This is a genomic window from Lentzea aerocolonigenes, from assembly GCF_000974445.1.
Taxonomy (GTDB): domain Bacteria; phylum Actinomycetota; class Actinomycetes; order Mycobacteriales; family Pseudonocardiaceae; genus Lentzea; species Lentzea aerocolonigenes.
In genome coordinates, this window is record NZ_BBOJ01000004.1 from 429,457 (window position 1) to 450,851 (window position 21,395).

The following is a 21,395-nucleotide window of genomic DNA, read 5'->3' on the forward strand; positions in this document are numbered from 1 at the left end:
TCCAGCCCAAGCCCCCTGCCGCGGGTTGCAACCACCGGAGTCCGACCATGCCCGAACACGACGTCCCCTCACGCCGGGCGTTCCTCGCGACCGGTGCGGCCGCTGTGGTCGCGCTGACCGCCGCCGGCACCACCACCGCGCGCAGCGCCCCTCTCCCCCTCACGCCGACCTGCGTCGATGACGACGACACGCCGTCGAACATCGAAGGTCCCTACTTCAAGCGGAACTCACCTCAGCGCACGAACCTGCGCACGCCCGGCGTCACCGGCGTCGTGCTCAGCATCACCGGGTTCGTCTACACGATGAAGTGCGCGCCGATTCCCAACGCACTGCTGGACTTCTGGCAGGCCGACGACCGCGGTGTGTACGACAACACCACGTTCAAGATGCGCGGGCACCAGTTCACCAACGCCTCCGGCGCGTACGTGCTGGAGACGATCGTGCCGAAGGACTACCCGGGCCGCACCCCGCACATCCACGTCAAGGTGCAGGCGCGGGGCGGCCCGATCCTGACCACGCAGCTGTTCTTCCCCGACAACCTCAGGGCGTACGGGATGAACGTGGCCTACCTGAACCGGCGCGACGCGTACCTCGACCGCGAGTGCGAGGTGGAGCTCGGTCCGCTGGTCGGCAACCGCTACACCGCCAAGTTCGACTTCGTCATCGACTCCTGAGTCACCACCGCAGTCGCAGCAGCTTCCCGACGTCGCGGAGCTTCGGGATCGCGCTGACGACCTTCATCTGGATCCTGCCGGACCTGGGCAACGCGTCCAGGTGCGGCAGGTCCACGCTGCGCCAGGCGTCCACAGTGGTCAGTCCGGGGTGCAGCGCCTCGATCTCGCGCGGATCGTCGACGCCCCAGTGCAAGGTCGCGCCTGCGTTGCGCACGGCGGGAACGAGCTTCTGCAGCTTGATCCCCCACGTGCCGTACACGTCGAACAGCAGCTCACCGCTCGTGAACCGTTCGGTGATCCTTCTGATCAACGCGTGGCCTTCTGCCTGTGTGAGGTACATCGACAGACCCTCGAACACGGCCACCGTCGGGCGGTCGGCGGGCACTTCGTCGAGCCACGCGTTCTCGGTGACAGACGACGCCACGAGCCGATAGTCGCCTTCAGGCGTTGGCAACAGCTTGTGCCGCAACGCGACGACGTCCGGCATGTCGACGTCGATCCACCGCACGGTGTCCGGCCGTTCGAGCCTGTGCGCGCGGGTGTCCAGGCCACACGCGAGATGCAGCACCGTGCAGGACGGGTGGCGCTGGAGGAACTCACGCGTCCAGTCGTCGAGCACCCGCGCGCGTATGGCGACACCCACCGCCGACGTCAGGTTCATCCCGGTCTTGCCGAAGTCGTAGTCGATGCGGTCGACCGCGCGCTTGGCCTCGTCGTCCCGCAGCACGGAGACGGGACGCCCGCTGTCGAGCGCCCGGCCGTACAACGTGGCGAGCATGGTCTCCTGGGCGCCCGTCAGGGTGATCTTCTCCACGGTTCTAGTGTGTCGGGACGCGGCAGGCGTCACCACTGGTGAACCCCTGGTCCTTGATACCGAACGCGCTGTTGAACCGCGCACGCTGGTTCTCCAGCGCAATCTGGTAGGTCAGCGCGACGAGTTCCTTGCGCCCCAGCAGCTCCTCCAGCTCGGCGACCTGCTCGTCGGTGACGCTGACGGGCGTGTCGGTCATCGCGTCGGCGTAGGCGAGCGCCTTGCGTTCGAGATCGGTGAAGAGCTCTGACGTGGCATACGAGTCGATGTGCTTCAACCGTTCGATGTCCAGCCCCGCGTGCTTCATCAGCATCGCGCCGAAGTCGACGCACCACGAGCAGCCGAGCTTCACGGCCGTGCGGTAGACGCAGAGCTCGAACAACGGCCCGTGAACCGCCTTCTTGACCGCCAGCTCGTGGCGGCCGCTCGCGATCAGCAGCTTCGGGTGGTGCGCCATGACCGTGACGGGCTCGGGCACGGCCCCGAACTCGCGCCGCGCGAACCAGTACAGGGCCCTGGTCAGCCGGCCTGCGTCCTTCTTGGTGACTCCGTTGATCCTCGTCATGTCCTGTGGACGAGACAGCCCGCCAGAACGTGACACCTTTGGGTGACTGGGTTGCGGGGCGGCCAGCTCATAGGGTCCATCCATGAGCAACGACTTCGTGCTGGACATCGATCACGAGTCGGCCGGCCTGCTGGCGGGGACGCTGCTGGCGGGCGACTCGTGCGCGGTCCCGGTGCGGCACCAGAACGTCCGGCTGCTGCTGTGCGCGCTGCCAGGTGAGGACGGCATGCGGCTGTTCCTGCGTCGCAACACACCGAACTAACGGTCGTAGACCGCCACGTACTCCATGAGCAGGTCGCGCGACCGCTCGTTGTCGAGTGCGACGGCGTGCATGCGCTGGAAGATCAGCACGGCCCGTTCCACGGTCGCCGCGTCGCTGACGAGCGCCCAGTTCGCGAGGTAGACCAGCGGCGGCTCGTGCTCGTACTGGATCAGCGCGTAGTCCAGGCCGACCGCGGCCGCCCCGCCCGCGCTGGCCGGCACGATCCTGATCGACGGCGCGTGGAACAGCAGGTGCAGGACCTGGTCCTCCATCAGCCGGTCGTTCCCCACCGCCGTGCGCAGCGCGTACTCGTGGATGAAGAACACGCACCGCGGCAGCACGCCGTCGGGTTGCAGCTCCGGTGCCGGTGTGAGTCCCAGCGCCTCTGCCAGGGCTTTCGCGTAGCCCTCGGTGCGCAGGAGGACGGGGATGGTGACGCCGCTGAAGCAGGTGATTTGCGTGGCGCCGGCCGCGGCGAGCACGACGAGCTGCTCGCCGGCACCGTGCTGGGTCATGCCTGGAACGGTAAAGGCATGATCATGATCTCGCCGCGCGAAACGCTCGCCCGTCAGGGCGAATGGTGGTTACGGACGGGCTACCTGGGCGAGGAAGTAGATCGCGCCGGAGCGGGCGTGGCGGACGGCGAGCAGGAACGGCCGGTCCACGGTGACCACGATCGGGTCCGCCGGGATCTCGATCGACACCGTGCGGAACGTGATCGCGGTGGCCGCCGCGCCTTCGAGGCCCTCCTCGTCCACGCGCAGCACGGCCTCGTGCACCACGTCGTCGACGAACATCCGCTCGTCGGGGGAGAGTCCGGAGAAGTCGGCCTCGCGGGTGAACATGCGCTCGACCCCGAGCTGCCGCAACGTGCTCTTGAGGTTGAACTTCGCCCGTACGTCCACTTTGGGCAGTGACAGTTCGAGCCTGGTGTAGTTCTGGGCCGTGAGCAGCGACTCCTCGAACGGCTGCTCCAGCGAGGTGTCCGGGAGGAGGATCACGGCCTCGACGCCGGACGCGGCGGGCAGCACGATCGTCTGCCAGCCCTCGTGGCGGGCGTAGCGGAACTTCTCGGTCACCTTCATCGTCGGGACGTCCACGTCGCCGCCGGGCGCGTGGAACGGCTTGTCCGCGGTCTCCCACGCGGCGAACGGGTTGAGCCACCCCACCTTGAGGTACAGGGCGTTGACGATGATCGCCGCGGCGTCCGGTGGCGGCGGGCTCGCCAGCAGTTCGGGGATCAGGCCGCGGGTGGTCTCGGCGACGTCGGTGTTGACGAGCTTGCGGACGGTCGTGGGGTCGGAGAACGCCGTGCGGCGCACCGAGGAGGCGAGCGAGAAGTCCGGGTTCAGCGTCAGGTGGTCGTCCGCCCACAACGTGTTCGCGACCGCGAGCTCCGGCACGTCGAGCGCGTCCGAGGCGTCGAAGTCCCGCAGGAGGCCGTCGAGCTCGGCGCGGGTCTCGCCACGACCGGCCTCGCGGGCCAGCGCGAGCGCACTGGCCACCGAGAACGGTGACCAGCACGCGTTCGAGGACGGATCAGGTACGGCGACGCGGTGCACGGTCAGAGCGAAGTCGGCCTGATCGGTCACGTGGACTCCCTATTGGCGTGGATCTGGCAGTGACATCACGATCGGATCTTCCGGGACGGGCCGCTCCCCCGCACCTCCCATCGGCCCGAGTGGTTTCGGGTGACGAGGTTCGCGCACACCCGCGGAACCGTCGTCGTCCCCCTCGTCGTCGAAGCCCACGGGAACGGCTTCCCTGCTCGGTCTCCGCCACGGCCACGGTCGGCCTGGCGGTCTCGACTCGTCCGCCATGCCTTCGAAGCTACGCCGATGCGCGGTGCCAGGCCACGGCCTGCGCGTCGGTGAGCAGCGCGACCTGGTCGACGACGACGCGAAGCCTTGCGGCGTAAGAGGAAGCGGCCGCGAACACCGGGCGGAACGCGGGGTCGAGCAGCGTCGGGCGTTCCATCAGACGGGTGACGAGGTCGGCGATCAGCTCGCGTTGCGCGGCCTGCATGGCCAGGCGGGCGGGGTCGCTCATCACGTACCGGACGGCCATCGCCTTGAGCAGAGCCACTTCCGCCGCGACCTGCCGCGGGATCTCCAGCGACGCGTTGTAGCGGGTGAGCGCGCCCTCGCCGTGCACCTCGCGGGTCGCGGTGACGGCGGCACTCGCGAACCGGCCGACCAGTTCACTGGTGAGGTTCTTCAACGCCACCTGCGCGCCCAGCGAACCGTCGTACTCGTGCTCGGTCCAGTACGCGATCACCGGCAGCGTGAGCAGTTCCTCCGCGGTGGCTTCGAGGGCCGACTCGGACTCGTCGGAGAACGTCTTGGCGGCGAGGGACGCGATGGCGGCGCGTTCGTCGGGACGGGCCAGCGCTCCGAGGCTGATCCGGTGCGCCAGCACGCCGTCCTCGACGTCGTGCACCGAGTACGCCACGTCGTCGGACCAGTCCATCACCTGCGCCTCGATGCACCGCTCACGGTCCGGTGCGCCCCGGCGCATCCAGTCGAACACTTCGAGGTCGTCGTCGTACACGCCGAACTTCACCGTTCCCGGCGTGCGTTTCCACGGATACTTCGTCGACGCGTCGAGCACCGCGCGAGTGAGGTTCAACCCGTGCGCGGACTTGGGTTCGAGGCGCGCGAGGATGCGGAACGTCTGCGCGTTGCCCTCGAAGCCACCGCACGGTCCGGCGAGCTCGTTGAGCGCCCTCTCGCCGTTGTGCCCGAACGGCGGATGGCCGATGTCGTGCGCGAGACCGGCCGTGTCGACGATGTCCGGGTCGCAGCCGAGCTCGTCCCCGATGCCGCGGCCGATCTGGGCGACCTCCAGCGAGTGCGTCAGGCGCGTGCGCGGCACACCGGTGACCTCGGAACCCTCGCCGGGGCCGACGACCTGGGTCTTGCCCGCGAGCCGGCGCAGGGCCGCGGAGTGCAGCACTCGGGCGCGGTCACGGGAGAACGGTGTGCGGGTGTCGGTGCGGGCACCCGGCAGCGCGGCGCTCTTCGGTTCTTCCGGGAGCAGGCGCTCCGCGTCGTGGCCGGTGTATCCCATCACCCGATTTTAGGGAGGTTGAGCTCCTCGAACACGCCGGCGTGAGCCTTCATCAGGCGGTAGTACAGCAAGGCTCCGGTCTCGCGCTTGATGTAGAACCACTGCGTCTCGCGCGTCTGCACGTTCGGCCCGACCCGCGTCGGTGACGTCCACGCCTCCAGCCCGGCGTCCTCGGCCATCGTGCGGGCGCGCAGCGAGTGCCACGGGTCGCTGACGATCACCGCGGTCTTCAGGCCGCGCTCGTGCGCCACCGACGCCACGGCCCGCAACGAGCCGAGCGTGTCCGCGCCCTCGCCGACCTGGAGTACGTGGTCCTCCGGCACACCCCGTTTGACCAGCCACATCTTGCCGACCTGGCCCTCGGTGAAGTTGTCGCCGGGCTGACGGCCGCCGGTCGTGGCGATGTAGCCGACGACGCCCTTGTTGTAGAGGCCCAGCGCGTGCTGGAGCCGGGCTTCGAGCACGTCGGAGGGGACGCCGTTGTACTGCGCGGCACCGAGGACGACCGCCACGTCGGCCTTCGTCCAGTCGTCCACGCGCGCGACCTGCCACACGCGGAACGCCGTGCCGCCCACCACGAGCACACCGACGACCAACGCCCCGAAGACGAGGCGCAACACGATCCGGCGAATCCTGGCGAATGGTTTGAGGGGCGTGGTCCGCACACCCTGCATGCTCCCAGACCGCGCGGGGTTCGCGTTGACGCCCCTGCGAGGATCACCATCATGCCTGCTGAGCAGCCCACCATCCTCGCCACGTCCGGGGGCTTGCGCTCCGGTCACCGGACCTTCCTCGAATTCGGCAAGCTGATCCACTTCGCGCTGGACCTCTCCGGAGTGGAAGGCCGCAAGCCGCGACTCTGCTACGTCGGCACCGCCGGGGGCGACCAGCGGTACATGAACGCGAACATGATGGAAGCGGGCAACATCGCGGGCGTCGAAGTGTCGGTGCTGAACCTGTTCACGATGCCGCCGACCGACGACATCGAGAGCTTCGTGCTCTCCCACGACGTCGTGTGGGTGGGTGGCGGGTCGGTCGCGAACCTGCTCGCGGTGTGGGAGGTGCACGGGCTCGGCCCGATCTTCCGCAAGGCGTGGGAGGCCGGTGTGGTGCTCAGCGGTGTGTCCGCGGGCTCGCTCTGCTGGCACGCGGGTGGCGCGACGGACTCGTTCGGCCCGGACCTGAGGATCGTCACGAACGGCCTGGGTTTCCTGCCCTACGGCAACGGCGTGCACTACGACTCGGAGGAGCAGCGCCGCCCGAAGATCCACGAGGCCGTGGCCGCCGGAATGCTGCCGAAGACCTACTGCACCGACGACGGCGTCGGCCTGCTGTACCGGGGCACCGAGCTCGTCGAGGCGGTGACGGAACGGCGGGGTTCCGGCGCATACGTGGTGGTCAGAGAGGATTCTTCAGCAACCGCTCAGGAGGAAAAGCTCGACACCCGGCTCTTGTGAGAAGGACCTTGAAAGTGTGCGCTGGGCTCTGATCCTCCTCCTCACGGCAGCCGTTTTCGTGGTCCCGGACGCCTCGCCGTGCAACGCGCACGCGAAGTCGTCGGCGGCTGATATATCGCGTGGACCCGATGTATTGGATACGGGCGACCCCACCGATGACGCAGCCGCGGACGCCCCTGAAGGCGATATATCGCATACCAGTCCTGATATGTCGGTGACCGGTGAGCCGTCGGCAGTATCCGATGTGTCAGCGGCTGATATATCGGATATCGCCGCGGCGGGCGGCAACTCCGACGTCGGCGTCGCGGTGATGGACCTGGAGACCGGCCAGGTCGTCTCGCAGCAGGGCGACCAGCCGTTCTACTCGGCGTCGCTGTCGAAGCTGATCCTCGCCGTCGACGCGTTGCAGCAGCCGGTGTCCGATGACGACCTCGACCTGATCCACCGCGCGTTGAGCGTCAGCGACGACGACGCCATGGACGTGCTGTGGACGAGGTTCGACGGCATGGACGCCATCGGCCGGGTCGCCGCCGAAGCGGGCCTCACCGGCACTCACGCCCCGGACGACCCGTCGCAGTGGGGAGAGGTCGTCATCACCGCGAACGACATGGTCCGGCTCTACCAGTACATCCTCGGCTCACCGGAGCGGGACACGATCGTGGCGGCGCTGTCGTCCGCCCCCGACACCGCGGCCGACGGCTTCGACCAGGCGTTCGGCCTGCTCGGCGTCAGCGGCTTCTACGCCAAGCAGGGCTGGATGTACTACCTGCCCAGCGACGTCTACCTGCACAGCGCGGGTGTCCTCGACGACCGCTACGCCGTCGCCGTGCTCACCACGAACCCGAGCGGCTCCTGGACCACCGCCAGGCAGTCGATCAACGCCGTGACCAAGGCCCTCCTGACCAAGATGGGCGTCAACGGCTGAAGGCCGGCTTCCAGTCGGCGGTGTACTCCCGCACCACGAGGAGCGCGACCACCACGAGCACGACGGCCCCGAAGGTCAGCGCACCGAACAACATCCCCGGTGCCGCACCGACGGAGCCGACTTTGGCCACGGCGAACCCTCCGGCGATCAGCGCGACGAAGTACGAGCCGACGTTGCGCCTTCGCGCCGAATGCACGTCCTTCACCCGCATCAGGACCGTCCCGAGCAGCACCGGCGTGAGCGTCATCAGCAGACCGGGGATCTCGAGGAACAGCCAGTACGACGGCACCGTGCACGCCACCGCCGTCACACCGATCGACAACGCGACACCCGCCACGACGAGCACGGTGCCGAGAACCCTGATCCGCTGGGCCGGCGCACCGGCACCGGAGTCCGGCACGGTCTCAGGCACAGCGATCCTGTGCACGGTGCGCGTGGCCCACGTGGTGAGCAGCAGCGCGGCGGCCACCGGAACCACGAGCGCCAGCACGACCCCCAGCAGGAAGTGGCCCAGCCTACCCGCGGGCTCGATGCCGAACGTGAACCAGTAGAACGGGAAGAACACCACCAGCCCGACACCTTCGAGCACCACGAACACGTGCCGCACCCGAGCAGCCGATTCGGCGCCGGTGATCCGCGTCGCCACGAGACCGGCCGCCAACGGGCACAGGCACACCAGCCCGGCGCTCACGGCCGTGCCCACGAGCACCTGCGGGTTCCCGACCTCAGCCAGCGCCGCGAAGACCACCACCCAGACGACGAGCGCCGCCCCCACCGCGGCCAGCACGAAGCCGCGCCCCCGGATCCCCTTCATGCCTTCTACACGCGGAAACAGCCCAGAATGTTGCTTCAGGCCACCCGCAGCACCCGGCGCGCGGTGAAGAACGCGACCCCGCCCAGGACCACGAGCACGACCAGCAGTGCGAGGTACACCGCCGACCCCACCGTGAACGGCACCGGCCGCGTCTTGGCATTCAGCGCCATCACTTCGGCGAACCCGGCAACCAACGCGCAGAAGATCGCACCGCCCCACCACACCCCGAGCAGGCGGCGAACCAGGCGGGCCCCGTTGACGTCGACGAACTCACCCCGTGCGCGGGAACGGGCAGTGGCGAGGCTCAGCCCGGACAGCACGCCCCAGAACGCGCCAATGCCAGCCGTCATCACTCCGATCACGTTGATCGGGTTGTCTGAAGACGGCAAGTTCAGGCCGACCGCGACGAGCACGACCCCGAACACCAGCGCCATCCCGATGAGAGGCAGTCCGGTCAACGCCAGCCGCGTCCTGATCCGCTCGACGCGGGCCGCGGAGACCCACACCCAGTGCGGCTGCGGCCCCTGGCCGACGATGATCAATTGTCGACCTTCCAGTCCGACCCGTCGCCGTCGGTGACGCTGGCGTCGCTCATGTCACCGACGTTGGGCATCGTCCACTCGCGACCGATGTCGTGGATCTTCTGCATGATCGCGTTCTGCTCGGTCTCGATCGTGTTGGTGTGCGACTCCAGCGCCATGATCGTGGCGCCGATGATGCCGATCGCGGCGGCCAGCCCGCCGGCGATGGCGGCAACGGCGGCGGGCGTGCCGACGACCGTGCAGGCCGCCGCGATCGCGCCGACCGCCGCCACGACGAAGGTCGCCAGCGCGACGCCCATGGCGATCCAGAACGCGTCGATCGAGTTCGCGAGGCTGTTCAGCGACGCGCGCATCTGGTTCGCGACGTCCTTGACCGAGTTCAGTCCCTGCGACTGCGGTGGCACCGTCGCCGAGTAGGCGCGAGCGGCCCTGCCCTCCCACTCGACGTTCGTGCGCATCTTGTCGAGCGTGATCGTGCCCGCGATGTCACCGAGCTTGTTGCCGACCTGCTCGACCCACCCGGTGCCGACCTGCCGCAGCCGGTCCGAGTCACCAGGCTGCTCGAAGAGCTGGTTCACCCGTTCCCAGAACTCGACGATCTTCTGGTTGAGCCACCGCATGCCTTCCTCGACCTTGTCGATGACCCACTGCAGCGGGGCCGGTACCCAGCTCAGCGTGCTGTTCACGACGTCGAAGAACCGCTTGAGGTTGCGGTCGACGTCGTCGACCTTCTCCTTGGCCTGCACCACCAGCGGATTGGTCACCTGATCTCCCCCGTGAGCCGGTTCATCTCGTGCAGGTTCGCGTCTTCCTCGCGCTCGTAGGTGTCCGCGGCCGCGCGCAGACTGTCGCCGAGGCCGTGGAACGCCTGCATCGCCTGGCGCAGCAGGTCTTCGAGCACCACGCGGCCGTTCTCGTACGTGCGGTCCAGTCCGCGGTCGACCGCCCACATGGACACGTCGTGGCCGGTCAGCGTCAGTCCGCTGACGGCGCTCTGCGGACCCTGCACGTTGTCGGCGGCGGCCGACCACAGGCCCGCGTCCGCCCGCATGGCCTCCAGCGCGACTTTCAGGTCACTCATGCCAGCCCCACCTTCCGCAGCAGCCTCGCCGGATCGCTCGCCAGTGCCTGGAGCTCCGCGATGGCGGGCCCTCCCGGCTGGGGCGCGGGTGTGCCGCGGTCGTGCAACGCGCGCAGCACCTCGGCGAGTTCGCTTTCGATCTCGGGGTTGGGCGCGGTGTAAACCCACCGGTCGTCGATCTCGAAGCGGACGACCTTCCCGAACTGCGCGGTGCCGCGAACGTGCCCGCCGCGGCTCTCGGCCTGCACGGGTGCGTTCACCGTCTGGTCGAGGCCACCGGTGAACGCGGCGAGTTCGGCGTTCACGGCGTCGAACAGGCGCATCGCGTCTTCGCTCGTGAACGGCGTCTCGTCGACCTGGCCGCGCACCGGGACCGGCTCGGCGGCGGTCAGATCCCCCTGCGCCTCCACCGAGCGCGACAACGCCTGCATGGTCGCGTTGTTCGCCGCGCTGAGCACGGCCGCGTCCAGGGCACGCTGGTCGAGGCTGTCACGCCACCGCTCGGCGAGCCGGACCTCCCGCACCCGGCCGTCGAGCTCGACGACCACCGACACCGCGCCGCTCGCGTCGGTGCCGACGCACTCGTCGGTGTCCTCTTGCTGGGCCGCGGGCGGCGTGGTCCGCCTGCCCGCGTCGTACTCCCAGTCCTCTGCTTCCTCGAACCCCCACCTGCGGTTGTCTTCGTTCAAGACGCCCCCTACGACATGTCACCAAACGACTCCGCTTGGTGACACCGTAGCGAGAATACGGCCGAACAGAGCAACCGACGGCGTACTTAGCAGCCGATCAGGCGAGCCGCCAGGTACGACTCCAGCTGGTCCATCGCCACCCGCTCCTGCGACATCGTGTCGCGCTCCCGCACCGTCACGGCGAGGTCGGTGAGCGTGTCGAAGTCGACCGTCACGCAGAACGGCGTGCCGATCTCGTCCTGACGGCGGTAGCGGCGACCGATGGCGCCGGCGTCGTCGAAGTCGACGTTCCAGTTGCGGCGCAACGCGGTCGCGAGGTCGCGGGCCTTCGGCGAGAGGTCGGCGTTGCGCGACAGCGGCAGCACGGCGACCTTCACCGGGGCCAGGCGGCGGTCGAGCTTCAGCACGACGCGCTTGTCCACGCCGCCCTTGGCGTTCGGTGCCTCGTCCTCGGTGTAGGCCTCGAGCAGGAACGCCATCATCGGGCGGCCGACACCGGCTGCCGGCTCGATGACGAACGGCCGGAAGCGCGAGTTCGTGGCCTGGTCGAAGTACGACAGGTCGACGCCCGAGTGGTTCGAGTGCGTGGTGAGGTCGAAGTCCGTGCGGTTCGCGATGCCCTCGAGCTCACCCCACTCCTGGCCGCCGAACTGGAAGCGGTACTCGACGTCGACCGTCCGCTTCGAGTAGTGCGACAGCTTTTCCTTCGGGTGCTCGTAGTGCCGCAGGTTCTCCTTGGAGATGCCCAGGTCGGTGTACCAGCGGGTGCGCTCGTCGATCCAGTACTGGTGCCACTCTTCGTCCGTGCCCGGCTCGACGAAGAACTCCATCTCCATCTGCTCGAACTCGCGGGTGCGGAAGATGAAGTTGCCCGGCGTGATCTCGTTGCGGAACGACTTGCCGATCTGACCGATGCCGAACGGCGGCTTCTTGCGCGACGTCGTCTGCACGTTCAGGAAGTTCGTGAAGATGCCCTGCGCGGTCTCCGGGCGCAGGTAGTGCAGGCCCTCCTCGGTCTCGATCGGACCGAGGTGCGTCTTGAGCAGGCCGTTGAACATCTTCGGCTCGGTGTACTTGCCGCGCGTGCCGCAGTTCGGGCACGGCACGTCCGAGACGTCGCCCTCCGCGACCTCCTTGCCGGTGCGCTCGGCGTACTCCTCCGACAGCGTGTCCGCGCGGAACCGCTTGTGGCACGACTCGCACTCGACGAGCGGGTCGACGAACGCCTCGACGTGACCGGAGGCGACCCACACGTCACGCGGCAGGATGACCGACGAGTCCAGGCCCACGACGTCCTCGCGGCCGCGGACCATGAAGTTCCACCACTGGCGCTTGATGTTGTCCTTGAGCTCCACGCCGAGAGGTCCGTAGTCCCACGCCGAGCGGGTACCGCCGTAGATCTCCCCGCACGGGTAGACGAATCCCCTGCGCTTGCAGAGGCTGACAACGGTTTCGATGCGATCGGCGGGCAAGGGGAACTCCATCGGGGGAATGAGAATCGGGGGCCCAAGCCTAGCCCGTCACGTTGCGCCCCGAACGGGCGACCGGAGCCTTACCCTGCACGAATGGAAGACCGGCTGAGAGAGCTGTGGGACTTCGCGGACCTGGACGGCACCGAGGCAAGGTTCCGCGCGTTCCTGAACAACGTCGAGACCGACGACGAGCGCGCGGAGGTGCTGACCCAGCTCGCCCGCGTCGAGGGCCTGCGGGACGACTTCACCGCTGGTCACGCCCTGGTCGACGAGGCGGAGACGCTCGTCGCGCCGGACTCGACCGGCCGGGTGCGGGTGTTGCTCGAACGCGGCAGGCTGCACCGCTCCGGCGGCGATCCCGAGGCCGCCCAGCCGTTGTTCGTGGCGGCGTTCATCCTGGCCAAGACCCGCGGTGACCTGTCGCTCGCCGTCGACGCCGCGCACATGGCGTCGCTGGTCGACGACCCGGAGAAGTGGACGAAGCAGGGCCTCGAACTGGTCGAGGCGAACCCCGAGCTCAGCCGCTGGCTCGGCCCGCTGCACAACAACCTCGGCTGGTTCTACTTCGAGAACGGGCGCTTCGACGAGGCGCTGGAGGCGTTCGAGAAGACGCCGGAGGCCTACGCGGAGAGCGGCAAGGCCAAGACGCTGCACGCCCTGGGCCGCACCGAGGACGCCGCGGAGGCCGCGCGCAAGGCTCTCGAGCTCCTCCCCCACGACTCGCACGAGGAGTGGGTCAAGGAGATGGAAGCTATCGCCGCGGGTTCGTAGGCCCGGCCGCCTCGCCGAGCCGCACGGTGAACGCGTCCTCGGCGAGCAGGCTCGTGTGCTCCTCGACCTCGCCGCCGGCGCTGGTCAACGTGGGCTCGTACATCGCGGGCTCGTCGGTCAGCGCCTCGGACAGCAACGGGATGACGTGTTCGCGCACGGGGAACGGCGACATCGCGCGCCGGTAGGCCACCACTGACTCGAACTCGACCGTCAGCACCCACCTGTCGTCCTCGTCGGTGGACCGCGCCAGCGTGCCCTTGTGACACCCCTTCTGGGCAGTTAGAAGCTCTAACGCCCGCTTGACCCTGGCAGTAAACGTCTCAGGGTCGGATACGCGGAAACGGCACACCAGCAGCACGGTGCAAGGATGGCACGGTGACCTCCAAGCGCCCTCTCCTGCCCGGTGACGGCCCACTCGCGCGCGTACGCCCCGTCGTGGCGTTCGTGCTCGTGCTCGGTCTGTTCATCACGGGCGTCTTAGTCGGCGGCGCCGTCGGTGCGGCGCTGCTCGGCGTGCTGATCATCGGCGCGGGAGTGCTCCTGGCGGCAACGTGGAAGGTGCTTTCCCCAGCTCAACGCACGTTGCGCGTGGTGGTACTGCTGGTACTGGTCATCATCACCGTAGAATTGGTTGTGAAAATCCCTACCAGGTGAGGTGCGCCGCCATGACTGCTCAACTGCACGGCGAGCACTCCCCCGAACGTGAGGCCCCCGCGCCCGCGCCACCCCGCTCCGCCCGCACCCTCGCCGAGGCCGGCGATCTGCTGCGCGCACTCGCCGCCCCCGTCCGCATCGCCATCGTGCTGCAGCTGCGCGAACACGACCGCTGCGTGCACGAACTGGTCGAGGCGCTCGGGGTGGCCCAGCCGCTGATCAGCCAGCACCTGCGCGTGCTGAAGTCCGCGGGCGTGGTGCACGGCGAACGACATGGCCGTGAGGTCGTGTACCGACTGGTAGACGAACACTTGGCGCACATCGTCGTGGACGCTGTGACGCACGTCGAGGAGAAGTTGTGACCGGACTGAGGTCCACCAAGCAGCGCACGGCGGTGTCGAACCTGCTCGACCAGCTGGACGACTTCCGCAGCGCCCAGGAACTGCACGAAGAACTTCGCCGCCGCGGCGAGGGCATCGGCCTGACGACGGTCTACCGGACCCTGCAGTCCCTCGCGGACGCGGGCCAGGTCGACGTCCTGCGCACCGACTCGGGCGAGGCGATCTACCGCCGTTGCTCGGCCCACCACCACCATCACCTCGTGTGCCGTCACTGCGGCCGCACGGTCGAGGTGGAGGGCCCTGCCGTCGAGAAGTGGGCGGACCGTGTCGCGGCGGAGAACGGGTTCTCCGAGGTCAGCCACACCGTCGAGATCTTCGGCACGTGTGCGGAGTGCGCGGCGAAGCTCAAGCAGGCTTGACCCGCAACCGCGCGACGGCGATGACGGTCAGTGCGGGAAGGCCGGCCGGGGCATCCACGTCCAGGCAGTCCTCGACCTCCCGCACCAGTTCCGGACCTCCCCAGCGCTCCGCCAGCGCGAGGGCACCGCGCCGCAACGGGTCGTGGGTCCGGAACTCGGTGAGCAGTTCCTCTCTCGTGTCGAGGAGGAAGCGAGCGAGACCGCGGTTGCGGTGATTCTCCTCCGGCTGCCGCATCCACTCGACCACGTCCGGGTCGTCGACAGCCTCCGCCATTCGCAGCGGCTGGAGCAGTTGGTGCGCACGCCACTTCACCAGTTCGTCCGGGTGATCCGGCGGACGCGTGTCGGGGTGGTCCCGCACGTACTGGTCGACCGCGTCCTGCCACGTGCGACGCTGCGACTCCGAGTGGAAGCTGAAGTCCCAGTTCGGATTCTCCCGGAACGCGTGGATCCACGCCGGGTGGATGCCCGCGTTCCGGTACCCCGTCTCGAAGATCTCGAAGAACCCGGAGTCGTCACGCGGCCCGAAGCTCATGCCGCCGTGGCGCATCGGGGTTCCTAGGACTCGTAGGGCTCAGCCGGTTCGGCCACCGCGTTGAACGACTCCACCGTGAAGCTCGGCACCCACGAGTTCTTCTCGTTCGCCGACTTCGGCACGACCTGCCCGCTGAGCTCCACCCACTGCTCGTCCGGCAGCGACGGCACGTCTCCGGCCAGCTTGACCTTCAACGGCCGTGCGTCGGCGGCGCAGCACGAGATCGCGAGCCTCGCCACGTACGTGGAGCCCTCCGCGCGCGTGAGGAACCCCGTCAGGCGAACGCGCCGGTTGTCCAGCGTGCCGGACTCGTCCCACGCCGTGCGCGTGACGAACTCCGTCATGGACAACGGGATGACGTCGCCGGACGGCAGTTCGCCCAGCAGGTTGCGGGACCGCTGCGTCTGGTTCGTGTCGGCGGCCGAGCTCACGACGTCGCCGCCCAGTGCGGGGGGCGAGATCAGGAACACCGCCATCACCGGCAGCAGCATCAGCCAGGTCGAGCGCGACGAGTGCGAGTGCTCGTGGTCGTGCTCGTCGGCTGCCCTGCCGCGCCGGATGTCGCGGATGATCGCGAACAGCGCCAGCCCGATCATGATCACGCCGGCCGCGATCAGCAGCGGCAGCAGGCCCTTCTGGACGTACCTGAGGTAGAGGCCGGAGAAGCTGATCTTCAGCAGCGCGCCGCCGAGCAGGACCAGCAGGATGTTCTGGGTTTCCCGCCTCACAGCAGCACCACTCCTGTCACGACTGCGCACAAGATCGCCACCACGAAGGTAGCCGGTGCGAAGCGGAACGCGAAGGACTTGCCGAACGCACCCGCCTGCAACGCGATCAGCTTCACGTCGACGGCGGGGCCGACGACCAGGAAGACCAGTCGCGGCAGCAACGGCAGCGCGGAGAACGCCACCGCCACGAACGCGTCGGCCTCCGAGCACAGCGCCAGGATCACGGCCAGGAACGCCATCACGATCACGCCCAGCACGATCTGGCCGCCGAGGGTCTGCATCCACGCGACCGGCACGAACGTCTTGAACGCCGCCGCGAACAACCCGCCCAGCACCAGGAACCCGCCGGCGTCCACGAGGTCGTGGCGCGCGCTCTCGGCGAACACGGCCCACTTGGACGTGCCGGAGTGGTCACCGAGGCGTGCCAGCGCACGTTCGGCGATCCACTCCATCTTGCCGAAGCGCACCCACAGCCAGCCCATGACCATCGCCGTCAGCAACGACCCCACGAACCGCGCGACGACCATCATCGGGGTGTCGTTGAACGCCACCGCCGTCGCGACCAGCACGATCGGGTTCACCGCGGGCGCCGCCAGCAGGAACGTCAGCGCCACCGCCGGCGCGACGCCCTGCTGCATCAGCCGCCGCGCCACGGGCACCGAAGCGCACTCGCAGCCCGGCAGGGCCACGCCCGCGACGCCTGCCACGGGCACGGCCAGGGCGGTTTTCGAGGGCAGCAACCGGCGCAGGGCCGACGCCGGCACGAACGCCGCGATCGCGCCGGAGATCAGCACGCCCAGCACCAGGAACGGCATGGCCTGCACGCAGATCGCCACGAACACGGTCGACGCGGTGCGCAGCTTCGGCACGTCGAGCAGGTCGACGAGCCTGGACTGGAAGAGCAGTGCGAGAACGAGGATCCCGCACAGCACCTCCAACGACGTGATCTTCAGACGAGGCGGGCCTGAGCGCCGCTTCGACGACCGGATCTCGCCGGTGATCGTCATTCCGCGTCCGCGTCCAGGTCGAGCAGACGACGGTAGGTGCGGGCCATGCCTTCGCGGATCTCCTCGGGCGATGGCGGCTCGGCGAACTCGGCCTCTTCTTCTTCGAGGTCTTCCTCGTCGTCGAAGTCGACGGGCGTGCCGTTGACCGTCTCCTCCTCGTCGTCCTCTTCGAGGGCGGCCTCGCGCAGCTCCTCGATCGTGGCCGAGACGTCCTCGGCCGACAGCGCGGGCAGCATCGGCTTCACGATGGCCAGCACACCGCCCTCGGCGTCGTCCAGAGCCACGGCCTCGGCGAGCGCGACGGCGTGGTCACGCTCGTACGGGCCGCAGATGAACGAGTCCCAGTCGTCGCCGCCGGACGGCTCGAACGTGACGGTCCACGGGAACTCGTTGACGTCCGAGTCCTCTTCCGGCTCGTAAATGATCACGCCACCCATCGAGGGGTCCTTTCTAGGAAAAGCGGGAGAGGAGCTCGCCGCGCACCTGCGAGGCGGTCGACACGACCAGCATGAGCAACGTGCTCAGCGGTTCCGGCTTGAGGCCGTCCGCCGGGAACGCGTACCGCAGCATGACGTCCGTGCCCCGTTCGGACGCGATCACACCGAGCGTGCCGAACAGGCCCTGACCGGCGCGTTCGGCTACCCACACCGCCGCCTCGCCCGGCAGGTCCCACGCGACCACGCACGTCAGCGAGAGCACGGTCAGGCCCTCGGACAGCTCCATGCCCTGCACCGCGCACGGCACGTCGCCGTGGCGGAAGCTCAGGGCGCCGTCGTCGTCCACGGCGACGTCGTGGAACAGCTCCAGCGCCTTGCGCGCGGCCTCGAGAGCCTCACCGCTCGCGTTCACGACACCTCCGAATCGGGCTTGTCGATCGCACCACCGAAGCGGCGGTCGCGCTCGGCGAACTTCTCGACGGCGCGCCACATGTCGCGGCGGTCGAAGTCCGGCCACAGGATGTCCTGGAACACCAGCTCGGCGTACGCGGACTGCCAGAGCATGAAGTTCGAGGTGCGCTGCTCGCCGGACGGCCGGATGAACAGGTCCACGTCCGGCATCTCGGGCTGGTAGAGGTAGCGCGCGATGGTCTTCTCGTCGACCTTGTCCGGGTTGAGCTGCCCGGCGGCGGCGAGACGGGCGATCTCGCGGGCGGCGTCACCGATCTCGGCGCGGCCGCCGTAGTTGATGCACATCGCGAGGTTGAGCTTGTCGTTGTCGCGGGTGCGCTCCTCCGCGATCTCCAGCTCCTTGATGACGCTGCGCCACAACCGCGGCCGGCGGCCCGCCCACCGCACGCGGACGCCCAGCTCGTCGAGCTCGTCGGTGCGGTGGTGGATGACGTCGCGGGAGAAGCCCATGAGGAACCGGACCTCTTCGGGGCTGCGGCGCCAGTTCTCGGTGGAGAAGGCGTACAGCGACAGCCACTTCACGCCCATCTCGATGGCGCCCTTGGCGACCTCGACGACGACCTGCTCGCCGCGCTTGTGGCCCTCGACCCGCGACAGTCCGCGCTGGTTGGCCCAGCGGCCGTTGCCGTCCATGACGATCGCGATGTGCTTCGGCACGAACTCGGCGGGGATCGCCGGTGGCGTCGCGCCTGAGGGGTGCGGCTCCGGCGGGCGCGGGACGCGCTTCTCGCGTTCGGAGCGGCGGCGACGCAGCATGAGGCTCGGCATCCTTTCGGCAGCGATCGGGTGGCCGCCAGATTAGCCGTCGTCCAGCTTGGCCTTGCGTTCGACCAAGGGCAACGATCGCAGCTGCCGTTCGAGGTGCCACTGCAGGTGTGCCGCGACCAGGCCACTCGCGTCCCGGCGGGCCAGGTGCGGGATCTCGTCGACCACGCCCCACTGGCCGTGCAGCAGCGCCGAGAGCAGCGTCAGCGTGTCCGCCGACGGCGACGCGGAGCCGGGCGGGCGGCAGTTCGGGCAGCACGTGCCACCGGCCTGGACGCTGAACGCGCGGTGCGGGCCGGGGGTGCCGCACTTGGCGCACTCGTTCACCGCGGGCGCCCAGCCGGCGAATGCCATGGCACGCATGAGGAACGCGTCCAGCAGCAGCGACGGGTCACGTTCTGCTGCGGCCAACGCGCGCAGGGCACCCGTGACGAGCAGATAGAGCCGTACGACAGGTTCGCCCTCTTCGGCCGTGAGGCGGTCGGCGGTCTCGAGGATCGCGCACGCGGCCGTGTAGCGCTGGTAGTCGTTGACGATGCCGACGCCGAACGCGTCCAGCGTCTGCACCTGCGTGATGATGTCGAGCGACCGGCCGGGGTGGAACTGCACGTCGACGTGGCAGAACGGCTCCAGCCGCGCGCCGAACTTCGACGACGTGCGGCGCACGCCCTTCGCGACGGCTCGCAACTTCCCGTGCCGCTGCGTCAGGAAGGTGATGATCCGGTCCGCTTCACCGAGCTTCTGCACGCGCAGCACGATTCCGGTGTCGCGGTACAGGTTCGCCATCAGAACCCCAGGCGGCGCAACTGTTTCGGATCGCGCTGCCAGTCCTTGGCGATCTTGATGTGCAGGTCCAGGTACACGCGGGTGCCCAGCAGCGCCTCGATCTGCTTGCGGGCCGTCATGCCGACCTGCTTGAGCCGCTCACCCCGGTGGCCCAGGATGATCGCCTTCTGCGACGGCCGTTCGACGAACACGAACGCGTGGATGTCCATCAGGTCGTCGCGACCCTCGCGCGGAAGCATCTCCTCCACCACCACGGCGATGGAGTGCGGCAGCTCGTCGCGCACGCCTTCGAGCGCGGCCTCGCGGATCAGCTCGGCGACCAGCGTCTGCTCCGGCTCGTCGGTCAGGTCGCCGTCCGGGAACAGCTGCGGGCCTTCCGGCAGCTTCTGCAGCAGCAGGTCGCTCAGCTTGTCGACCTGGAAGCCGTCGACCGCGGAGACCGGGATGATCTCGGCGAACTCCATGACCTTCTGCAGCGCGAGCAGCTGCTCCATCACCTGCTGCTGCGACACCAGGTCGGTCTTGGTGACGATGCCGACCACGGGCGTGCGCTTGGCGACCTTCTCGAGCTCGGCGGCGATGAACTTGTCGCCGGGACCGACCTTCTGGTCGGCGGGCACGCAGAAGCCGACGACGTCGACCTCCGACCACGTCTCGCGCACCAGGTCGTTGAGCCGCTGGCCGAGCAGCGTGCGCGGCCGGTGCAGACCGGGCGTGTCGACCAGCACGAGCTGGCCGTCGGTGCGGTGCACGATGCCGCGGATCGTGTGGCGGGTGGTCTGCGGCTTGTTCGACGTGATGGCGACCTTCGTGCCCACCAGCGCGTTCGTCAGCGTCGACTTCCCTGCGTTCGGGCGTCCGACGAAACACGCGAACCCGGAGCGGTAACCATCCATGAAGTCCATTGTCCCTGGGACCGGCGACGAGGTTGTCGCCGGTCCCGAAATCTGCTAGCCGATCACGCCCACCACTTGTGGTAGAGCGCGTTGTCGGTGCCGACGACGAACGTGTCGATGCGGTTGTTCGACCACGAAACCGCTGCTGGGCCGCTGATCAGCCCGCCACCGAGCGACTCCCAGCCGGACCAGCCGCTCTGGAACCACTTGTGGTACATCGCGTTGTCCGTGCCGCGGACGAAGATGTCGAGCCGGCCGGAGGCCCACGACGAGGCGCCTGGCCCCGAGGTGACGGTGCCGCCGAGCGATTCCCACGCGGACCAGCCGCTCTGGAACCACAGGTGGTACAGCGCGTAGTCGGTGCCGCCGGCGAACACGTCGATGCGTCCGGAACCCCACGAGACGGCTGCCGGGTAGGTGCTCAGGACGCCGCCCAGCGACTCCCAGCCCGACCAGCCGTTCTGGAACCACTTGTGCCACAGCGCGTTGTCACTGCCGCGCCCGAACACGTCCAGTCGTCCGGCGCTCCACGACGAAGCACCCGGAGCCGACGTCAGATAGCCGCCGAGTGATTCCCAATCGGACCAGCCGTTCTGGAACCATTTGTGGTACAGCGCGTTGTCGCTGCCGCGGCCGAAAACGTCAATTCTTCCGTTGCTCCACGAAACAGCTGCGGGTGCGGACGTCAAATAGCCGCCGAGCGACTCCCAGCCGGACCAGCCGCCGTCGTACCACTTGTGCCACAGGGCGTGGTCCTGGCCGACGGCGAACACGTCGAGCCTGCCCGGCGCCCACGACGAGACCGCCGGAGCCGAGATCAGGTAGCCGCCCAACGACTCCCAGCCCGACCAGGCCTGCGTGGTGAGACCGCGTTCGTGGCCGACGATCATGCCGGTCAGGCGGTCGGTGGTGGCTCCCGCCCGTACTTCGGCCTGAGCCGGTGCCGCCGCGACGACACCGGCGAACAACAACGACAGCACGACGAGAACAGATCTGAGCTTTTTCATGACCATCCTCGGTTGGTCGCGAATTTCTCCCCGCAACCGAACCTAGGACCGAATTGCGCGCACGGTCAATCGCGCATTCAGATCACTCCGCACTTTCCCATTTTGGGTCGCACGGAATAGGGCCTTTCATGGGGTCTTCCGGCACTGGTCCGGACGGGTGAGGCGGGCGCAGGCTGACCGCCGCGTCCCCCGCGTCCATTCGTACCTCGCGCACAAG

Annotated in this window: 30 protein-coding genes; 8 read left to right on the forward strand and 22 right to left on the reverse strand. The window is 68.6% G+C overall.

Features of this window, described 5'->3' with window-relative positions; all coding sequences use genetic code 11:
• Positions 1 to 47 precede the first annotated feature (47 nt).
• Positions 48 to 674 (forward strand): dioxygenase family protein, encoded by a 627-nt coding sequence (locus tag AOM45_RS10345; RefSeq protein WP_030472126.1) that lies wholly within the window; start codon positions 48 to 50, stop codon positions 672 to 674.
• Position 675: 1 nt separating this feature from the next.
• Here the strand turns inward: AOM45_RS10345 and AOM45_RS10350 are convergent, their stop codons facing one another.
• Together AOM45_RS10350 and AOM45_RS10355 are read right to left on the reverse strand one after the other, a co-directional pair.
• Positions 676 to 1,488, reverse strand: a complete 813-nt coding sequence (locus AOM45_RS10350; RefSeq protein WP_035913004.1) for a class I SAM-dependent methyltransferase — start codon at positions 1,486 to 1,488, stop codon at positions 676 to 678.
• Between the two features lie 4 nt (positions 1,489 to 1,492).
• On the reverse strand, positions 1,493 to 2,050 hold the full coding sequence (locus AOM45_RS10355; RefSeq protein WP_030472124.1) for a carboxymuconolactone decarboxylase family protein: 558 nt from the start codon (positions 2,048 to 2,050) through the stop codon (positions 1,493 to 1,495).
• Between the two features lie 82 nt (positions 2,051 to 2,132).
• On the opposite strand from AOM45_RS10355, the gene AOM45_RS10360 reads away from it, so the two are divergent.
• A complete protein-coding gene (locus AOM45_RS10360) occupies positions 2,133 to 2,312 on the forward strand; it encodes a hypothetical protein (protein WP_030472123.1) in 180 nt (59 codons plus the stop codon).
• Here AOM45_RS10360 and AOM45_RS10365 read toward each other — a convergent pair.
• From AOM45_RS10365 to AOM45_RS10380, 4 genes are all read right to left on the reverse strand, one after another.
• The gene (locus AOM45_RS10365; protein ID WP_030472122.1) at positions 2,309 to 2,827 is read right to left on the reverse strand and encodes a Scr1 family TA system antitoxin-like transcriptional regulator; all 519 of its coding nucleotides are present in this window, start codon (positions 2,825 to 2,827) and stop codon (positions 2,309 to 2,311) included. The two genes, AOM45_RS10360 and AOM45_RS10365, sit on opposite strands and share 4 nt — an antisense overlap.
• Before the next feature lie 69 nt (positions 2,828 to 2,896).
• Positions 2,897 to 3,904 (reverse strand): serpin family protein, encoded by a 1,008-nt coding sequence (locus AOM45_RS10370; RefSeq protein WP_030472121.1) that lies wholly within the window; start codon positions 3,902 to 3,904, stop codon positions 2,897 to 2,899.
• A gap of 238 nt (positions 3,905 to 4,142) precedes the next feature.
• Entirely contained in the window at positions 4,143 to 5,381 is a 1,239-nt protein-coding gene (locus AOM45_RS10375; protein WP_030472120.1) for a deoxyguanosinetriphosphate triphosphohydrolase, read from the reverse strand.
• Entirely contained in the window at positions 5,381 to 6,055 is a 675-nt protein-coding gene (locus tag AOM45_RS10380; protein ID WP_051784460.1) for a YdcF family protein, read from the reverse strand. Before AOM45_RS10380 ends, AOM45_RS10375 begins: the two co-directional genes overlap by 1 nt.
• Positions 6,056 to 6,106: 51 nt before the next feature.
• Between AOM45_RS10380 and AOM45_RS10385 the strand changes: the two genes are divergently transcribed.
• Positions 6,107 to 6,838: a Type 1 glutamine amidotransferase-like domain-containing protein gene (locus AOM45_RS10385; RefSeq protein ID WP_030472118.1), complete on the forward strand. Its 732-nt coding sequence runs from the start codon at positions 6,107 to 6,109 to the stop codon at positions 6,836 to 6,838.
• A gap of 16 nt (positions 6,839 to 6,854) precedes the next feature.
• Entirely contained in the window at positions 6,855 to 7,763 is a 909-nt protein-coding gene (locus AOM45_RS10390) for a serine hydrolase (RefSeq protein WP_156094271.1), read from the forward strand.
• On the opposite strand, the gene AOM45_RS10395 is transcribed toward AOM45_RS10390, so the two are convergent.
• From AOM45_RS10395 to AOM45_RS10420, 6 genes are all read right to left on the reverse strand, one after another.
• Positions 7,753 to 8,577 (reverse strand): hypothetical protein, encoded by an 825-nt coding sequence (locus tag AOM45_RS10395; protein ID WP_030472116.1) that lies wholly within the window; start codon positions 8,575 to 8,577, stop codon positions 7,753 to 7,755. The two genes, AOM45_RS10390 and AOM45_RS10395, sit on opposite strands and share 11 nt — an antisense overlap.
• A 35-nt stretch (positions 8,578 to 8,612) precedes the next feature.
• Complete coding sequence (locus AOM45_RS10400) at positions 8,613 to 9,119, reverse strand: hypothetical protein (RefSeq protein ID WP_030472115.1); 507 nt, start codon at positions 9,117 to 9,119, stop codon at positions 8,613 to 8,615.
• A complete protein-coding gene (locus AOM45_RS10405) occupies positions 9,116 to 9,883 on the reverse strand; it encodes a hypothetical protein (protein ID WP_030472114.1) in 768 nt (255 codons plus the stop codon). Before AOM45_RS10405 ends, AOM45_RS10400 begins: the two co-directional genes overlap by 4 nt.
• Positions 9,880 to 10,200 carry a hypothetical protein gene (locus AOM45_RS10410; protein ID WP_030472113.1) on the reverse strand — a complete coding sequence of 107 codons (321 nt, stop codon included), beginning with the start codon at positions 10,198 to 10,200 and terminating at the stop codon, positions 9,880 to 9,882. The genes AOM45_RS10405 and AOM45_RS10410 overlap by 4 nt, the downstream gene beginning before the upstream one ends.
• Positions 10,197 to 10,889: a YbaB/EbfC family nucleoid-associated protein gene (locus AOM45_RS10415; protein WP_030472112.1), complete on the reverse strand. Its 693-nt coding sequence runs from the start codon at positions 10,887 to 10,889 to the stop codon at positions 10,197 to 10,199. Before AOM45_RS10415 ends, AOM45_RS10410 begins: the two co-directional genes overlap by 4 nt.
• An 86-nt stretch (positions 10,890 to 10,975) precedes the next feature.
• On the reverse strand, positions 10,976 to 12,361 hold the full coding sequence (locus AOM45_RS10420) for a glycine--tRNA ligase (protein ID WP_030472111.1): 1,386 nt from the start codon (positions 12,359 to 12,361) through the stop codon (positions 10,976 to 10,978).
• 93 nt (positions 12,362 to 12,454) lie between these two features.
• Here AOM45_RS10420 and AOM45_RS10425 point away from each other — a divergent pair, with 93 nt between their 5' ends.
• Positions 12,455 to 13,132, forward strand: coding sequence for a tetratricopeptide repeat protein (locus AOM45_RS10425; RefSeq protein WP_051784459.1), 678 nt, complete (start codon positions 12,455 to 12,457; stop codon positions 13,130 to 13,132).
• Here the strand turns inward: AOM45_RS10425 and AOM45_RS53450 are convergent.
• Positions 13,113 to 13,547 (reverse strand): antibiotic biosynthesis monooxygenase, encoded by a 435-nt coding sequence (locus AOM45_RS53450; RefSeq protein WP_308202656.1) that lies wholly within the window; start codon positions 13,545 to 13,547, stop codon positions 13,113 to 13,115. The genes AOM45_RS10425 and AOM45_RS53450 overlap by 20 nt on opposite strands.
• Here AOM45_RS53450 and AOM45_RS10435 point away from each other — a divergent pair.
• The 3 genes from AOM45_RS10435 to AOM45_RS10445 are packed head-to-tail and all read left to right on the forward strand — an operon-like array spanning position 13,508 to position 14,546.
• Positions 13,508 to 13,786 (forward strand): hypothetical protein, encoded by a 279-nt coding sequence (locus AOM45_RS10435; RefSeq protein WP_051784458.1) that lies wholly within the window; start codon positions 13,508 to 13,510, stop codon positions 13,784 to 13,786. The two genes, AOM45_RS53450 and AOM45_RS10435, sit on opposite strands and share 40 nt — an antisense overlap.
• Positions 13,787 to 13,797: 11 nt before the next feature.
• Positions 13,798 to 14,148, forward strand: coding sequence for an ArsR/SmtB family transcription factor (locus AOM45_RS10440; RefSeq protein ID WP_030472107.1), 351 nt, complete (start codon positions 13,798 to 13,800; stop codon positions 14,146 to 14,148).
• Positions 14,145 to 14,546 carry a Fur family transcriptional regulator gene (locus tag AOM45_RS10445; RefSeq protein ID WP_030472106.1) on the forward strand — a complete coding sequence of 134 codons (402 nt, stop codon included), beginning with the start codon at positions 14,145 to 14,147 and terminating at the stop codon, positions 14,544 to 14,546. Before AOM45_RS10440 ends, AOM45_RS10445 begins: the two co-directional genes overlap by 4 nt.
• Here AOM45_RS10445 and AOM45_RS10450 read toward each other — a convergent pair.
• From AOM45_RS10450 to AOM45_RS10490, 9 genes are all read right to left on the reverse strand, one after another.
• Entirely contained in the window at positions 14,533 to 15,096 is a 564-nt protein-coding gene (locus AOM45_RS10450; protein WP_030472105.1) for a hypothetical protein, read from the reverse strand. The two genes, AOM45_RS10445 and AOM45_RS10450, sit on opposite strands and share 14 nt — an antisense overlap.
• 8 nt (positions 15,097 to 15,104) lie before the next feature.
• Complete coding sequence (locus AOM45_RS10455; RefSeq protein WP_030472104.1) at positions 15,105 to 15,809, reverse strand: TIGR03943 family putative permease subunit; 705 nt, start codon at positions 15,807 to 15,809, stop codon at positions 15,105 to 15,107.
• Positions 15,806 to 16,816 (reverse strand): permease, encoded by a 1,011-nt coding sequence (locus AOM45_RS10460; protein ID WP_030472103.1) that lies wholly within the window; start codon positions 16,814 to 16,816, stop codon positions 15,806 to 15,808. Before AOM45_RS10460 ends, AOM45_RS10455 begins: the two co-directional genes overlap by 4 nt.
• Positions 16,813 to 17,253, reverse strand: coding sequence for a hypothetical protein (locus AOM45_RS52140; protein WP_063757157.1), 441 nt, complete (start codon positions 17,251 to 17,253; stop codon positions 16,813 to 16,815). The genes AOM45_RS10460 and AOM45_RS52140 overlap by 4 nt, the downstream gene beginning before the upstream one ends.
• A gap of 13 nt (positions 17,254 to 17,266) precedes the next feature.
• The gene (locus tag AOM45_RS10470) at positions 17,267 to 17,665 is read right to left on the reverse strand and encodes a YbjN domain-containing protein (protein WP_030472101.1); all 399 of its coding nucleotides are present in this window, start codon (positions 17,663 to 17,665) and stop codon (positions 17,267 to 17,269) included.
• Positions 17,662 to 18,480, reverse strand: coding sequence for an isoprenyl transferase (locus tag AOM45_RS10475; protein WP_030472100.1), 819 nt, complete (start codon positions 18,478 to 18,480; stop codon positions 17,662 to 17,664). Before AOM45_RS10475 ends, AOM45_RS10470 begins: the two co-directional genes overlap by 4 nt.
• A 42-nt stretch (positions 18,481 to 18,522) precedes the next feature.
• Positions 18,523 to 19,275 (reverse strand): DNA repair protein RecO, encoded by a 753-nt coding sequence (gene recO, locus AOM45_RS10480; protein ID WP_030472099.1) that lies wholly within the window; start codon positions 19,273 to 19,275, stop codon positions 18,523 to 18,525.
• Entirely contained in the window at positions 19,275 to 20,171 is an 897-nt protein-coding gene (gene era, locus AOM45_RS10485) for a GTPase Era (RefSeq protein WP_030472098.1), read from the reverse strand. Before era ends, recO begins: the two co-directional genes overlap by 1 nt.
• 62 nt (positions 20,172 to 20,233) lie before the next feature.
• Complete coding sequence (locus AOM45_RS10490; protein ID WP_236703283.1) at positions 20,234 to 21,178, reverse strand: PLL family lectin; 945 nt, start codon at positions 21,176 to 21,178, stop codon at positions 20,234 to 20,236.
• Positions 21,179 to 21,395: the final 217 nt, after the last annotated feature.